This window comes from Cyanobium sp. Cruz CV13-4-11 (assembly GCF_024346055.1).
Lineage (GTDB): Bacteria > Cyanobacteriota > Cyanobacteriia > PCC-6307 > Cyanobiaceae > Cyanobium.
This window is the reverse complement of sequence record NZ_JAGQCH010000021.1, coordinates 20,050-33,328: the sequence shown is the minus strand read 5'-3', so window position 1 is coordinate 33,328 and position 13,279 is coordinate 20,050. Positions and strand designations below refer to the sequence as shown.

At 67.2% G+C, this 13,279-nt stretch carries 24 protein-coding genes; all 24 read right to left on the bottom strand.

Annotated elements, in window-relative coordinates; genetic code table 11:
* Position 1: 1 nt before the first annotated feature.
* The 24 genes from KBZ12_RS14400 to rplC all read right to left on the bottom strand — a co-directional run bounded on the left by KBZ12_RS14400 (position 2) and on the right by rplC (position 12,932).
* Positions 2-940 carry a DNA-directed RNA polymerase subunit alpha gene (locus KBZ12_RS14400; protein WP_216910418.1) on the bottom strand — a complete coding sequence of 313 codons (939 nt, stop codon included), beginning with the start codon at positions 938-940 and terminating at the stop codon, positions 2-4.
* An 82-nt stretch (positions 941-1,022) separates the two neighbouring features.
* The gene (gene rpsK / locus KBZ12_RS14395; protein WP_094586009.1) at positions 1,023-1,415 is read right to left on the bottom strand and encodes a 30S ribosomal protein S11; all 393 of its coding nucleotides are present in this window, start codon (positions 1,413-1,415) and stop codon (positions 1,023-1,025) included.
* A gap of 171 nt (positions 1,416-1,586) precedes the next feature.
* Positions 1,587-1,952: a 30S ribosomal protein S13 gene (rpsM, locus tag KBZ12_RS14390; RefSeq protein ID WP_015109420.1), complete on the bottom strand. Its 366-nt coding sequence runs from the start codon at positions 1,950-1,952 to the stop codon at positions 1,587-1,589.
* A 66-nt stretch (positions 1,953-2,018) separates the two neighbouring features.
* The gene (rpmJ, locus tag KBZ12_RS14385) at positions 2,019-2,132 is read right to left on the bottom strand and encodes a 50S ribosomal protein L36 (RefSeq protein WP_006173336.1); all 114 of its coding nucleotides are present in this window, start codon (positions 2,130-2,132) and stop codon (positions 2,019-2,021) included.
* A 43-nt stretch (positions 2,133-2,175) separates the two neighbouring features.
* Entirely contained in the window at positions 2,176-2,727 is a 552-nt protein-coding gene (locus KBZ12_RS14380; RefSeq protein ID WP_254958673.1) for an adenylate kinase, read from the bottom strand.
* A 25-nt stretch (positions 2,728-2,752) separates the two neighbouring features.
* A complete protein-coding gene (gene secY, locus KBZ12_RS14375; protein WP_254958672.1) occupies positions 2,753-4,072 on the bottom strand; it encodes a preprotein translocase subunit SecY in 1,320 nt (439 codons plus the stop codon).
* 108 nt (positions 4,073-4,180) lie between these two features.
* Positions 4,181-4,636: a 50S ribosomal protein L15 gene (gene rplO, locus KBZ12_RS14370; protein ID WP_254958671.1), complete on the bottom strand. Its 456-nt coding sequence runs from the start codon at positions 4,634-4,636 to the stop codon at positions 4,181-4,183.
* Between the two features lie 8 nt (positions 4,637-4,644).
* Positions 4,645-5,310 carry a 30S ribosomal protein S5 gene (gene rpsE / locus KBZ12_RS14365; protein WP_254958670.1) on the bottom strand — a complete coding sequence of 222 codons (666 nt, stop codon included), beginning with the start codon at positions 5,308-5,310 and terminating at the stop codon, positions 4,645-4,647.
* 14 nt (positions 5,311-5,324) lie between these two features.
* On the bottom strand, positions 5,325-5,690 hold the full coding sequence (rplR, locus tag KBZ12_RS14360; RefSeq protein WP_254958669.1) for a 50S ribosomal protein L18: 366 nt from the start codon (positions 5,688-5,690) through the stop codon (positions 5,325-5,327).
* Positions 5,691-5,722: 32 nt separating this feature from the next.
* Positions 5,723-6,262, bottom strand: coding sequence for a 50S ribosomal protein L6 (gene rplF / locus KBZ12_RS14355; protein ID WP_216910425.1), 540 nt, complete (start codon positions 6,260-6,262; stop codon positions 5,723-5,725).
* 16 nt (positions 6,263-6,278) lie between these two features.
* Positions 6,279-6,680, bottom strand: coding sequence for a 30S ribosomal protein S8 (rpsH, locus tag KBZ12_RS14350; RefSeq protein ID WP_216910427.1), 402 nt, complete (start codon positions 6,678-6,680; stop codon positions 6,279-6,281).
* Between the two features lie 20 nt (positions 6,681-6,700).
* Positions 6,701-7,240, bottom strand: a complete 540-nt coding sequence (gene rplE / locus KBZ12_RS14345) for a 50S ribosomal protein L5 (RefSeq protein ID WP_015109412.1) — start codon at positions 7,238-7,240, stop codon at positions 6,701-6,703.
* A 107-nt stretch (positions 7,241-7,347) separates the two neighbouring features.
* Positions 7,348-7,704, bottom strand: coding sequence for a 50S ribosomal protein L24 (rplX, locus tag KBZ12_RS14340; RefSeq protein WP_216910429.1), 357 nt, complete (start codon positions 7,702-7,704; stop codon positions 7,348-7,350).
* A gap of 1 nt (position 7,705) precedes the next feature.
* A complete protein-coding gene (gene rplN, locus KBZ12_RS14335; RefSeq protein WP_015109410.1) occupies positions 7,706-8,071 on the bottom strand; it encodes a 50S ribosomal protein L14 in 366 nt (121 codons plus the stop codon).
* A 10-nt stretch (positions 8,072-8,081) separates the two neighbouring features.
* Positions 8,082-8,333: a 30S ribosomal protein S17 gene (gene rpsQ, locus KBZ12_RS14330; RefSeq protein ID WP_015109409.1), complete on the bottom strand. Its 252-nt coding sequence runs from the start codon at positions 8,331-8,333 to the stop codon at positions 8,082-8,084.
* Between the two features lie 17 nt (positions 8,334-8,350).
* Complete coding sequence (gene rpmC, locus KBZ12_RS14325; protein WP_094586019.1) at positions 8,351-8,563, bottom strand: 50S ribosomal protein L29; 213 nt, start codon at positions 8,561-8,563, stop codon at positions 8,351-8,353.
* 2 nt (positions 8,564-8,565) lie between these two features.
* Entirely contained in the window at positions 8,566-9,024 is a 459-nt protein-coding gene (gene rplP / locus KBZ12_RS14320) for a 50S ribosomal protein L16 (protein WP_094586020.1), read from the bottom strand.
* A 16-nt stretch (positions 9,025-9,040) separates the two neighbouring features.
* Positions 9,041-9,769, bottom strand: coding sequence for a 30S ribosomal protein S3 (gene rpsC, locus KBZ12_RS14315; protein WP_015109406.1), 729 nt, complete (start codon positions 9,767-9,769; stop codon positions 9,041-9,043).
* Between the two features lie 19 nt (positions 9,770-9,788).
* Positions 9,789-10,148: a 50S ribosomal protein L22 gene (gene rplV, locus KBZ12_RS14310; RefSeq protein WP_216910433.1), complete on the bottom strand. Its 360-nt coding sequence runs from the start codon at positions 10,146-10,148 to the stop codon at positions 9,789-9,791.
* Between the two features lie 4 nt (positions 10,149-10,152).
* On the bottom strand, positions 10,153-10,428 hold the full coding sequence (rpsS, locus tag KBZ12_RS14305; RefSeq protein WP_015109404.1) for a 30S ribosomal protein S19: 276 nt from the start codon (positions 10,426-10,428) through the stop codon (positions 10,153-10,155).
* Between the two features lie 35 nt (positions 10,429-10,463).
* The gene (gene rplB, locus KBZ12_RS14300) at positions 10,464-11,327 is read right to left on the bottom strand and encodes a 50S ribosomal protein L2 (RefSeq protein WP_254958667.1); all 864 of its coding nucleotides are present in this window, start codon (positions 11,325-11,327) and stop codon (positions 10,464-10,466) included.
* A gap of 15 nt (positions 11,328-11,342) precedes the next feature.
* Positions 11,343-11,645: a 50S ribosomal protein L23 gene (locus KBZ12_RS14295; protein ID WP_094586023.1), complete on the bottom strand. Its 303-nt coding sequence runs from the start codon at positions 11,643-11,645 to the stop codon at positions 11,343-11,345.
* Complete coding sequence (gene rplD / locus KBZ12_RS14290; RefSeq protein WP_254958666.1) at positions 11,638-12,273, bottom strand: 50S ribosomal protein L4; 636 nt, start codon at positions 12,271-12,273, stop codon at positions 11,638-11,640. The genes KBZ12_RS14295 and rplD overlap by 8 nt, the downstream gene beginning before the upstream one ends.
* Positions 12,274-12,284: 11 nt before the next feature.
* Positions 12,285-12,932 carry a 50S ribosomal protein L3 gene (gene rplC / locus KBZ12_RS14285; protein ID WP_254958665.1) on the bottom strand — a complete coding sequence of 216 codons (648 nt, stop codon included), beginning with the start codon at positions 12,930-12,932 and terminating at the stop codon, positions 12,285-12,287.
* Positions 12,933-13,279: the final 347 nt, after the last annotated feature.

Here is a 13,279-nt window from a genome sequence, read left to right as displayed (position 1 = left end):
TTCAGCCGCTGGTGCGGCTCTGGGGCAGGGAGATGCCGATCCTCTCGAGGGCCTCGATCACCTCGTCGGCGGACTTGGATCCGAAGTTCTTGATCTCCAGGAGGTCTTCGTAGCTGAAGCCCATGAGGTCGGAGACGGAGTTGACCTGGGCCCGCTTCAGGCAGTTGTAGGCGCGGACGGAAAGGTTCAGTTCCTCAAGGGGAATCTGGGCCTCAGCCGAAGGCTCGGGTTCCAGGCCGGGCTCCTCGGTCATGGTGAGGGTGGCCAGGGGCTGGAACAGCTCCATCAGCTGGTTGGCCGCCTGGGCCATGGCATCGTCGGGGGTGACGCTGCCGTTGGTCTCGATCTCGATGCGCAGGCGCTCGTGGGCCGAGCCGCCTTCGCCGACCGCGGTTTCATCGACGGTGTAGTTGACCCGGCGGACGGGCATGAAGACGGCATCGATCTGGAGCAGGTCGATGGCGGCGGTGTCCTCGTTGTGGCGATCCACCGGCCGGTAGCCGATGCCGCGCTCCACGTGGACCTCCATCTCCAGGCTGTGGCCCTCGGCCACGGTGGCGATCTCCCGGTCGCCGTCGATCACCTGCACCTGGGGGGAGAATTGCAGATCCGAAGCGGTGACCCGGGCCGGGCCGTTGACCATCAGGCGGCCGATCTCGAGGTCACGGCTGCGGCTGTTGACGGGAACCGACTTGCAGTTGAGCAGGATGTCGAGGACGTCCTCGCGCACACCTGGCACCGTGGCGTACTCGTGGTTGACCCCGGAGAGACGCACCGCCGTGATGGCGCTTCCTTCGAGACCCCCGATCAGCACACGCCGCAGGGCGTTGCCGAGGGTGGTCGCCTGGCCCCGATCCAGGGGGCCGATCAGGAAGACGCCCGTCTGGGAACGGTCGTCGGCGACCTGGTGCTCGACCCGATCGATCTGGTAGTGCAACACGGTCTGAGGAGGTGAGAAAGGAAAGGTGGCCGCGGCAGCGGCCCGGGGGAGTCGGGTGGGAGGCCGGAGGAGTCCGGACGGCTCAGACCCGGCGGCGCTTGGCCCGGCGGCAACCGTTGTGGGGCAGGGGGGTGACGTCGCGGATCAGGGTGATCTCGAGACCGGCCACCTGCAGGGCCCGGATGGCGGTTTCACGCCCGGATCCAGGGCCGCGCACCAGCACTTCGATCTGACGCATGCCCTGCTCGAGGGCGCGGCGGGCGGCAGCCTCGGCGGCGGTCTGGGCGGCGAAGGGGGTGCCCTTACGGGCTCCCTTGAAGCCGCTGGCGCCGGCCGACGACCAGCTCACCACTTCACCGGCGGTGTCAGTGATGGAGACGATCGTGTTGTTGAAGGTGCTCTGGATGTGCGCGACCCCATTGGGGACATTGCGCTTGGCCTTCTTGGGGCCTGTCTTCTTGGCTGGTTTGGCCATGGCGGTGACCCTGCGAGAGCAGGGAGGTGATCAAAGGACTGGGGGGAAGTCCCGGTGACGACCTCCGGGAGAGGAGGGCGGCGGGACCGGGGCCCGGTGGCTGCCGCGAGGGGCCACGGGCCGGGGGATGGTGCAGGCAGGGGAGGGGGAACGGGCCCGGAGCCCCGGACCTCACTTCTTCTTGCCGGCCACGGTCTTGCGCGCGCCGCGGCGGGTGCGGGCGTTGGTGCGGGTGCGCTGGCCGCGCACGGGCAGGCCCATGCGATGGCGGCGACCCCGCAGGCAGCCGATGTCCTGCAGGCGCTTGAGGGCCATGCCCTCTTCGCGGCGCAGGTCGCCCTCGAGCACGAAGGAATCGGCGGCGCCGCGCAGCTTCTGCACGTCGCCATCGCTGAGGTCCTTCACCCGGATGTCGGGGTTGACCCCCGATTTGGCGAGAATCTTGCGGGCCCTGGTGAGCCCGATCCCGTACACGTATGTGAGTGAGATCTCAACCCTCTTGTCACGAGGGATATCGACACCGGCGATCCGAGCCACGTCAGGAAACGATCAGAGGGCAATGGGGGTGGCGGCCGAAGGCGGCCGCCGTGGAAGCGTGGGGGGTCAACCCTGACGCTGCTTGTGCTTCGGGTTGGTGCAGATCACCATGACCCGGCCGTGGCGACGGATCACCCGGCATTTGTCGCACATCTTCTTGACTGAGGCACGCACCTTCATGGGCGTTGTGCTCTCCGAATTTGCAAACAGCTACCGTATCACATCAGTCAACAAGGCTGGCTACGATCCTTTCTCCGATCTCCGCCACCGTGCCGGAGGCCTCCACGCTCTGGAGCAGGCCCAGATGGCGGTAGTGGTCGATCAGGGGCGCGGTCTGCTCCTGGTACACCACCAGGCGGTTGCGGATCACCGCTTCGTTGTCGTCGGCGCGGCCGCGGGAGAGCAGGCGCTGGATCAGCACCCCGTCCTCCAGCTCCAGCAGCAGCACCCGTTCGATGCGCTGGTCGAGCTCGGCCAGCAGGCCATCGAGGGCCTCGGCTTGGGCCAGATTGCGGGGGAAACCATCCAGCAGCCAGCCCCCCTGGTGGCCCTCCAGGCGGCTGCGCACGATCGCCAGCACCAGCGCATCGCTGACCAGTTCGCCGCGGGCCATCACGGCCTCCGCCTCCTGGCCCAGGGCGCTGCCGGCCTTGACTTCCGCCCGCAACAGTTCACCGGTGGAAAGATGCAGCAGCTGGTGACGTTCCGCCAGGAGCTCGGCCTGGGTGCCCTTGCCGGCGCCGGGGGGGCCGAGGAAGAGGAGTCGCTGTTTCATGGGGATGGGAGACGGGGAAAGGGGCCTACTGCCTGACCAGTCCTTCGTAACGCTGGGAGATCACGTAGGTCTGCACCTGCTTGGCGGTGTCGATGGCCACGCCCACCAGGATCAGCAGGGAGGTGGCCCCCAGGCCCTGGAAGGTGCGCACCTGGGTGGCGCCCTCCACGGCCGAGGGGATGATCGCGATGGCGCCGAGGAACAGGCCCCCCAGCAGGGTGAGCCGGTTGGACACACCGGAGAGGTAGTCGGCGGTGGCGGAGCCGGGGCGCACCCCGGGGATGGCCACGCCGGAGCGCTTCAGGTTGGTGGCGATGTCCACCGGGTTGACGGTGAGGGAGGCGTAGAAGAAGGCGAAGCCGCAGATCAGGGCGAAGTACACCACGGCATAGACCCAGGGGGTGCTGCTGGTGGGGTTCAGGTAGCCCGCCACCCGGATCAGCCAGGGGCTCTTGGTGAGGTTGGCGATGGTGAGCGGCAGGAACACCACCGCCGAGGCAAAGATGATCGGCATCACGCCGCCGGCATTGAGCTTCAGGGGCAGGTAGCTCTGGCGGGAGGCCAGGGTGCTGGCGCCGCCCACCTGGCGCTTGGCGCTCACGATCGGGATGCGGCGGCTGCCCTCCTGCAGGAAGATGATCCCCACGATCGTCACCAGGAAGACGAGCACCAGCACGACGATGCCGCCCACCGTGGTCCGGTCGCCGCTCTGGGCCAGCTGGATGGTGGAGCCGAGGGCTTTCGGCAGGGTGGCGACGATGTTGATGAAGATCACCAGGGAGGCCCCCTGGCCGATGCCCCGCTCGGTGATCACCTCGCTGACCCACATCACCACCATCGAACCGGTGACCAGGGCCAGGCTCGTCTGGACGACGAACAGCCATTCCGGCAGACCCGGCAGGGCGTACTGCCGCAGGATCAGGGCAAAAACGATGCTCTGGAGGATGCCCCAGCCCAGTGCCACGTAGCGGGTGATCTGGGCCAGCTTGCGGCGGCCGGCCTCGCCTTCGTTCTTCTGCAGCTCCTCGAGCTGGGGCAGGGCCGCCGTCATCAGCTGGATGATGATCGAGGCATTGATGAAGGGCAGGATGCCCAGGGCGAACACGCCCAGGGTGGACAGGCCGCCGCCGGTGAAGATGTCCAGGAAGCCGATCAGCTGGCCGCCCTGACGGATGAAGTCCTGGAAGGCGACCCGATCGATGCCGGGCACCGGGATGTAGATGCCGAGTCGCACCAGCAGCAGCAGGCCCAGGGTGGTGAGAACCCGATCCCGCAGGCCCTTCGACTGGACCAGCTGGACGAGGATTTCAGCGGCGCTCGGGTTGCGCCCCCTGCTGAGGAGCATGGTGATGACGGGGGTAGGGGGAACGGGTCGATACGACCGGAGCCGCCTGCCGCAACACAAGGTTACGGGCAGACGGCTCCGGGCTGGAGGCAGGGCAACGGCCCGGCCTCAGTCGATGATCTCGCAGGTGCCGCCGGCGGCCTCGATCTTGGCGCGGGCGGACGCGGTGAAGGCGGCGGCCTGGACCGTCAGTTTCACCTTGAGTTCGCCGTTGCCGAGCACCTTGAGCGGGTAGCGGGGGCTGGTGACCAGGCCCGCCTGCTCGAGGGACTCGAGGCTGACGGTGCTGCCGGCCTTCAGCTCACCCAGCCGTGACACGTTGATCACGGTGTAGTGGGTGGGGTTGATGACCGGGAAGTGCTTGAGCTTCGGGATCCGGCGGTAGAGGGGCATCTGGCCACCCTCGAAGCCGGGGCGGGTGGGGCTGCCGGAGCGGGACTTCTGACCGCGCATGCCGAAGCCGCAGCTGGCGCCCTGGCCGGCGGCGATGCCGCGACCCTTGCGCAGCTTGCGCTTGCGGGACCCCTTCTGGGGCTGGAGATTGTTGAGAGAGAAGGACGTCATGGCGGGCCTCAGGAGTAAATCTGCTCGAGGGAGATGCCCCGCTCCTTGGCGGTCTCCTTGTGGGTGCGCAGGCCTTCGAGGGCCTGCATGGCGGCGCGGGCGTTGTTGAGCGGGGTCTTGGAGCCCAGCCGCTTCGCCAGCACGTTCTTGATGCCGGCCAGTTCGAGCACGGTGCGGATCGAACCGCCCGCGATCACCCCGGTACCGGGGGCAGCCGGCCGGATCAGCACGCTGGCGGCGCCGTCGCGGCCGTTGCTGAGGGTGGGGATCGAGCTGGTGCGGGTGAGGGGCACCTTGACCAGATGCTTCTTGCCGTCGGCCACGCCCTTGCGGACAGCGCCGATGACATCGCCGGCCTTGCCGACACCCACGCCCACCTGGCCGCGCTCGTTGCCGACGACGACGATGGCCCGGAAGCTCATCTTCTTGCCGCCCTTGACGGTCTTGGAGACGCGGCGGATCTGCACCACCCGCTCCTGCCATTCGGAGTCACGTTCCTGGCCGCGACGGTTGTCACGGCCGCGGCCGCCGCCGCCGCCCCGGCGGTCGCCCTTGGCATCGCCACGGCCACCGCCGCCACCCCGGCGCTGCTCCTGCTGGCCTTCAGCAGCGGCGGGGACATCGGAGGCCGCAGGCACGGCGCCGGTCTGGATCTGGTCGTTGGTTTCGGTCATGGTGAGAGCAGGGATCAGAACTGAAGGCCCGCTTCCCGGGCGGCGTCAGCAAGGGCCTTGACCCTGCCGTGGTACAGGTTGCCGCCGCGATCGAAGACCACCTGCTGGATGCCCTTGGCGAGGGCGCGCTGGGCCACGAGCTGGCCGACCGCGACGGAAGCGTCACAGGTGGCACCCGCCGTGACGCTGGTGCGCAGGTCCTTGTCGAGGGTGGACGCGGCGCAGAGGGTGCTCTGGGCGTCGTCGTCGATGACCTGGGCGTAGATGTGATTGTTGGAGCGGAACACGGCCAGCCTGGGACGGGCGGCGGTGCCGGAGAGCAGACGACGCAGGCGGCGGTGACGCTTCTGGGTCTGCTGTTTGCGGGAGAGGGTAGACATGGGGGATCAGACGGATGACGCTCGAGCAGACCTCATTTCTTGCCGGTCTTGCCGGCCTTGCGCAGAATCCGCTCACCTTCGTACTTGATGCCCTTGCCCTTGTAGGGCTCGGGGGGACGAATGCCGCGGATCTTGGCCGCCTCGTTGCCCACCAGCTCCTTGTCGGGGCCGGAGACGAAGACCGAGGTGTTGTTCTCGACCGAGAAGGTGACCCCCTCGGGGGGAACCATCTCCACCGGGTGGCTGTAGCCGGCGCTGACCACGAGCTTGCGCCCCTGGACCTGGGCGCGGTAGCCGACGCCGACGATCTCGAGCTTGCGGGTGAAGCCCTGGCTGACCCCTTCCACCATGTTGGCGACGAGGGTGCGGCTGAGGCCGTGCCGCTCACGGGAGCGACGGTGGGTGCTGGTGGGGCTCACCACCACGGTGCCGCCTTCCTGGCTGACGCTGACGCCCTCCGGGAGAACGCGGCTGAGTTCCCCTTTGGGACCCTTCACGGTGACCGCCAGGCCATCGAGGCTGACGGTGACCTTGTCGGGAATGGGGATCGGGGCTTTACCGATACGAGACATGGAACAACTCCTGGGATCAGTAGACGTAGCAGAGCACTTCGCCGCCGACGCCCTGCTTGCGGGCATCACGGTCGCTCATCACACCCCGGGAGGTGGAGATGATCGCCACGCCGAGGCCGCCCAGCACCTTGGGCAGCTGGCGGGTGTTCTTGTAGATGCGCAGGCCGGGCTTGCTCACCCGCTGCACGGAGCGGATGGTGGGCTGGCGGTGCTTGCCGCTGTATTTCAGCTCAAGCACCAGCTGACGCTGCACGCCTTCGCCTTCTTCGGCGATGGCGGCGATGAAGCCTTCCTGCTGCAGCACATTGGCGATGCTGCGGGAAAGCCGCGAGGCGGGAATCCTGGTGCGCTCGTGGCGCTTTTCACTCGCGTTGCGAAGGCGAGTGAGCATGTCTGAGATCGGGTCGTGGTTGGCCATGGTCGTGTCCGGGAGGGGGCTCAGGTATTGCGGAACGGCATTCCCATTTCGCGGAGGAGGGCCCGGCCCTCTTCGTCGTTACGGGCGTTGGTCACGATCGTGACGTCCATCCCCCGGATGGCATCGATCTTGTCGAAGGAGATCTCGGGGAAGATGATCTGCTCCCGGATCCCCAGGGTGTAGTTGCCCCGGCCGTCGAAGCTCTTGGGGCTCACGCCGCGGAAGTCGCGGATGCGTGGCAGCGCCAGGTGGATGAGACGCTCCAGGAAGGCATACATCCGCTCGCCCCGCAGGGTGACGGCCACACCGATCGGCATGCCCTGACGGATCTTGAAGCCGGCGATGGCCTTCTTGGCGCGGGTCACCACCACCTTCTGACCGGTGATGGTCGCCAGTTCGGTGATCGAGGCCTCGAGGGCCTTGGCGTTCTGGGCGGCTTCACCGAGGCCCCGGTTGACGGTGACCTTGACCACCTTGGGAACCTCGTGGACGTTGGAGAGGTTGAGATCCTTCAGCAGCTTGGGCTGGATCGTCTCCCGGTAGCGCTGTTTGAGTGACATGACGGGGGGATGGGGGGGCGCTTCTGGACGTGGTCAGAAGGCGGACGGGGGAGGGGAGCAGGGATGCGGAGCGGGGGCGTCGTCGGGGGTGACGCGGTGGGGGGCGGTCAGTCGAGCACCTCCCCGGTCTTCTTGAGGCGGCGCTTCTTGCTGCCGTCGTCCTGGACGACGATCTCCACCCGGCTGGCGACCTTGTTGGCGGTGGAGTACAGCATCACGTTGGAGGCGTGCAGGGACGCTTCCTCGGTGACGATGCGGCCCGTCTCACCTTCCTGGGTGGGTTTGACGTGGCGGGTGCGCAGGTTGATGCCCTGCACCACGACACGGTTTTCGTTGGGCAGGGTGCGCAGCACCTCGCCGGTCTTGCCCCGATCCTTTCCGGCGATCACCTGGACGGTGTCACCTTTGCGGATGCGCATCTTGATGCGCTCAACGGGCCTGGCCTTGGGGGTTGCGGTGGCCATCTCAGATCACCTCCGGAGCCAGGGACACGATCTTGGTGAAGTTGCGCTCGCGCAGCTCCCGGGCGACCGGACCGAAGACCCGGGTGCCCTTGGGGTTGTTGTCGTTGCCCAGGATCACTGCGGCGTTGTCGTCGAAGCGGATGGCGTTGCCGGTGTCACGGCGCAGCGTGGCGCGGGTGCGCACCACCACGGCCTTGACCACATCCGACTTCTTGACGCCCATGTTGGGCATCGCGTCCTTGACGGCGGCCACGATCACATCGCCCACGTGGGCGTAGCGACGGTTGGTGCCGAGCACCCGGATGCACTGGATGCGCTTGGCGCCGCTGTTGTCAGCGACGTTGAGGAAGGTTTCCTGCTGAATCATGGGGGGTTCCTCAGCCGGCGCTGGTGGTGGAGAGAACTTCAGCCACGGCCCACCGTTTGGTGCGGCTGAGGGGACGGGTCTCGGTGATGCGGACCCGGTCGCCCACGCGGCAGCTGTTGGCTTCGTCGTGGGCTTTGTAGCGGGTGGTGCGGCGGACGGTCTTTTGATAGATGGGGTGGGGGAAGCGGTTTTCCACCGCCACCACCACCGTTTTGTCCATCTTGTCGCTGACGACGGTGCCGACCCTTTCCTTGAGTGCCATGGGGATCGAGGGGGGAATCAGGAGGCGACGGTGGAGCGCTGACGCTCCTCCTGCACCGTCAGCAGGTGGGCCAGCTTGATGCGGGACTCCTTGAAGCGGTGCGGGTGCTCCAGACGGCGGGTGGCCTGCTGGAAGCGGAGGTCGAACAGTTCGCGGCGGACGCCATCGATCTGTTCGGCGATCTGGGCGTCGCTGAGCGAACGCACATCGGTGATGGTGGGACGGGCCATGGTCAGGACTCCACTGCGAGGGCGGGTTCGGGGGCGGCTGCCACCTGGTCGGCCAGGGCGAGGAACTTCGTCTTGAGCGGCAGTTTGAACTGGGCCAGACGCATGGCTTCCTTGGCGATTTCGGGCGTGATCTCGGGGCCACCCATCTCGAAGAGAATGCGGCCCGGCTTGATCACGGCCACCCAGAATTCCGGGTTGCCCTTACCGGAACCCATGCGGGTTTCGGCAGGCCGCATGGTGACGGGTTTGTCGGGGAAGATCCGGATCCAGATCTTGCCCCCCCGCTTGACGTAGCGGGTCATGGCACGGCGGCTGGCCTCGATCTGACGGGAGGTGATCCACCCGCACTCCTGGGCCTGCAGGGCGAAATCGCCGAAGGCGATCGTGTTGCCGCGCGTGGCGATGCCGCGCATGCGGCCTCGCTGCTGTTTTCGGAACTTGACGCGTTTTGGACTCAGCATGGTTCAGGCCTCCTGATCACTCCTCGTTGGAGCGGTCTTCGAACTGTTGCGGCCGGCGGTTGGCGCGGCGTTTCGGTGCTCCACCCACGGGCAGCTGGTCTTGCTGACCGGGAAGCACCTCCCCTTTGAACACCCAGACCTTGATGCCCAGGACCCCATAGGTGGTGGTGGCCACCTTGGTGGCGTAGTCGATGTCGGCGCGGAGCGTGTGCAGGGGCACGCGACCCTCGCGGGTCCACTCCGTCCGGGCGATTTCGGCGCCGTTGAGGCGGCCACTCACCTGGAGCTTCAGACCCAGCACGCCGGCCCGCTGGGCGCGTTGCACCGCCATGCGCATGACGCGCCGGAAGGCCACCCGCTTCTCCAGCTGCTGGGCGATGTACTCGGCCAGCAGGAAGGCGTCGGCGTCGACCCGCTCCACCTCGACCACGTTGATGCGCACCTGACGGTGGGCATCGCCGAGGGTCTTCTGGATGCCGGTGCGCAGCTCCTCGATGCCGCTGCCCTGGCGGCCCACGAGAACGCCCGGACGGGCGGTCTTGAGTTCCACTTCGAGCTGGTCGGCCTTACGGGCGATCAGCACGTCGCTGATGCCGGCGGCGGCGTACTTCTTGTTGATGAACGAACGGATCCGGTCGTCCTCCTGAAGGAGGACGGGATAGGTCTTGCTTGGGGCGTACCAGCGGGAGCGGTGATCCTGGGTGATCCCCAGGCGCAGGCCGGTTGGATGGATCTTGTGTCCCATCGGGCGGTGTCCTCGGGGGTCAGGCGGTGGGCGCTGCCACAGCAATGCTGATGTGGCAGGTTTGCTTTTTGATGGCGAAGGCGCGGCCCTGGGCCCGGGGCCGGAAGCGCTTCAGGGAGGGGCCCATGTCGGCGCTGGCCTGGCTGATGACCAGGGTGGCCGGATCGAGGCCGAGGTTGTGCTCGGCATTGGCGACCGCAGAGCGGAGCACCTTGGTGATCGGGCCGGTGGAGCGGTAGGGCATGAACTCGAGCATGATCAGGGCGTCGCGGTAGGTGCGACCCCGGATCTGATCGAGAACCCGGCGCACCTTCGACACGGAACCGCGGATGAAGCGGCCGTGTGCCAGGGCCTGGGTGTCGGGTGTGGTGGTTGCCATCGGATCAGCGGCCTCCCTTCTTGTCTTTGATGTGACCGCGGAATGTGCGGGTGGGGGCGAATTCGCCCAGCTTGTGGCCCACCATCTGCTCCGTCACGTAGACGGGCACGTGGGCCTTGCCGTTGTGAACGGCAATGGTGTGGCCGATCATCATCGGCAGGATGGTGGAGGCCCGTGACCAGGTCTTGATCACGGTCTTGTCGTCGGCAGCGTTCTGCTTCTCGACCTTGCGAAGCAGGTGGTCGGCGACGAACGGGCCTTTTTTGAGTGAGCGTCCCATGGCGGATCAGGCGAACAGCAGAGCGGTGTGGGTCATCAGGAGTCGCGTCCGCCACGGCTCCGTTTGGAGGTGCGGCGTCGTTTCCGCAGCACGAACCGGTTGCTCGGCTTGTTGCGTTTGCGGGTCTTGAGGCCCAGGGCGGGTTTGCCCCAGGGCGTGACAGGACCGGAGCGGCCGATCGGTGCCCGGCCTTCGCCGCCCCCGTGGGGGTGGTCGCAGGGGTTCATCACGCTGCCGCGCACTTCCGGACGGCGGCCCAGCCAGCGCTTGCGGCCGGCCTTGCCCAGGCTGGTGTTGCGCTGTTCGGAGTTGCCCACCTCACCGAGGGTGGCGTAGCACTCCCGGCGCACCAGCCGCACCTCGGTGGAGGGCAGCTTGAGGGCGACGTAGTCGCCTTCCTTGGCCACCACCTGGGCGCTGGCCCCGGCGGTGCGGACCATCTGGCCGCCGCGACCGGCGTAAAGCTCGACGTTGTGGACGCTCGAACCCAGGGGGATGGCCGAGAGGGGAAGGGCGTTGCCGTTCTCGATCGGGGCGTCCGGACCGGAGATGACGCTCTGGCCCACGGCCACATTGGCGGGAGCGAGGATGTAGCGCTTCTCGCCGTCGGTGTAATAGAGCAGCGCCAGACGGGCGTTGCGGTGCGGGTCGTAGTGGATCGCGGCCACCTTGGCGCTCACCCCGTGCTTATCGCGACGGAAGTCGACGATGCGGTAGAGGCGCTTGTGGCCACCGCCGCGGTGGCGGCAGGTGATCACGCCGCGGTTGTTGCGACCCTTGTGGCGGTGCTTGGACACCACCAGGCCCCGTTCCCGGTTCTTGCCCGTGATGTCGCTGAAGTCGGTGACGACCAGCGTGCGGGTGCCGGGGGTGTTGGGCCTGTACTTACGAATTGCCATGGTGTTTCAGACCCCTCAGGACTCAGGGAACAGCTGGATGGCGTTGCCTTCGGCAAGGCGCACCACGGCTTTCTTCACCTGGGCGCGTTTGCCGGCGAAGCGGCCCACCCGACGGGAGCGGCGGGGGGGATTCATGGTGCTGACGCCGACGACCTTGACGTCGAACAGATGCTCGACGGCCGCCTTGATGTCGGGCTTGGCGGCCCGATGGTCCACCTCGAAGGTGTACTGGTTGATCTCGATGGCCCTGGTGGCCTTCTCAGTGATCAGCGGGCGACGGATCACGTCCGCCAGCCGGCCTGCAAAACGCTCAGACATCGCCGTAGACCTCCTGAATCTTCGCCAGTGCCTCTTCGCTGAGCACCAGCTTGTTGGCATGGAGCAGATCGAACACGTTGAGCTGATCAGCGGCGATCAGCTTCACCTTCTCGAGATTGCGCACCGAGCGGGTCACCGCCTCGGGAGCGCCATCGAGGATCAGCAGCACCTTGTCGCCGGCCTCGATGCCGAAGCGGGACAGGGCGGCGGTGATCTCCTTGGTTTTGGGGGTGTCGAGCCCGGCGCCGAAGCCCTTCACCACGGTGATGTCCGCGACGCGGCTCATCAGGGCGGTGCGAAGGGCCAGGCGACGCTCCTTGCGGTTCATCGCCACGGCATAGCTGCGGGGCTTGGGTCCGAAGATCACGCCACCGCCGGGCCGCAGGGGGGTGCGGATCGAGCCCTGGCGGGCCCGGCCGGTGCCTTTCTGCTTGTAGGGCTTGCGGCCGCCACCGGCCACTTCGGCGCGGGTGAGGGTGCTGGCGGTGCCCTGACGGGTATGGGCCAGCTGGCGCACGACGGCCCTGTGCAGCAGGCCTTTGGCGGATGTTTCCTTGGCGACCTTGAGGTCGAGGGGAGCCTTGCCGCTCTCCTTGCCTTGCCAGTCGCGAATCACACAGTCAGTCATGGGTGTTCTCCTCAGTTCGCTGCGGGGACGCCCACCCGCCGGGCCGGGCGGATGTCGAGCAGGGCGCCGGGCTTGCCGGGTACGGAGCCCTTGACGACGAGCAGATTGCGTTCCGCATCCACCTTGAGGATGGTGAGGCCGCGGGTGGTGATCTGCTTGCCGCCGTAGCGACCGGCCATCCGTTTGCCGGGGTAGACCCGGCCTGGGGTGGTGCCGGCGCCGATGGAGCCTGGCTCGCGGTGGTTCTTGGAGCCGTGGCTCATGGGGCCGCGGCTGAAGCCGTGGCGCTTCTGGAGGCCCGAGAAACCACGACCGATCGTGTCGCCGCTGACGTCGACCTTCTGGCCGGGGCTGAAGTCACCGACGGTGACGGGCGCCCCCAGCTCGAGACCGTCGATGGCCTCCAGCCGGTACTCCTTGAGGTGCCGCAGGGGCGCCTCGCCGGATTTGGCCAGGTGGCCCTTGGCGGGCTTGTTGACGAGTTTGTCGCGCGTCTCGCCGAAGCCAAGCTGCACCGCGGTGTAACCGTCGGTGGCTTCGCTCTTGATTTGGGTGATGCGGCAGGGACCCGCTTCGATCAAGGTGACCGGAATGGATTTGCCTTCTTCGTCGAAGAACTGGGACATACCCAGCTTCTTCCCAAGAATGCCGATGGACATGGGAGGGAGAACAACACCAGCTGGACAGCCGCGGCGTGCCGCCATGGATCAAGGGCCAAGGCCTGAAATCCGTGGAGGATCCGCTGGGCGGCGGGGGGCTGAATTCGTGGAATCGCAGATTGACCCGAGGGTCAGGGGCTAGCGAGGCGAATCAGCGGGCTGGGACTTGCCGGAAGCGGTGAGGCCTCGGGCAGTATCCCGACGGTCACGGCAACGACGAAGCGTTGCAGGAGTCGTACGGGCCAGGAAGGGTTCGTCACCACTGACGGACCCCGTGCTGTTCTCTGGAGGCCCGGCTAGCGGACGGGCACAGATCATCAGCACAAGAGACAACCTTACCCCATGGT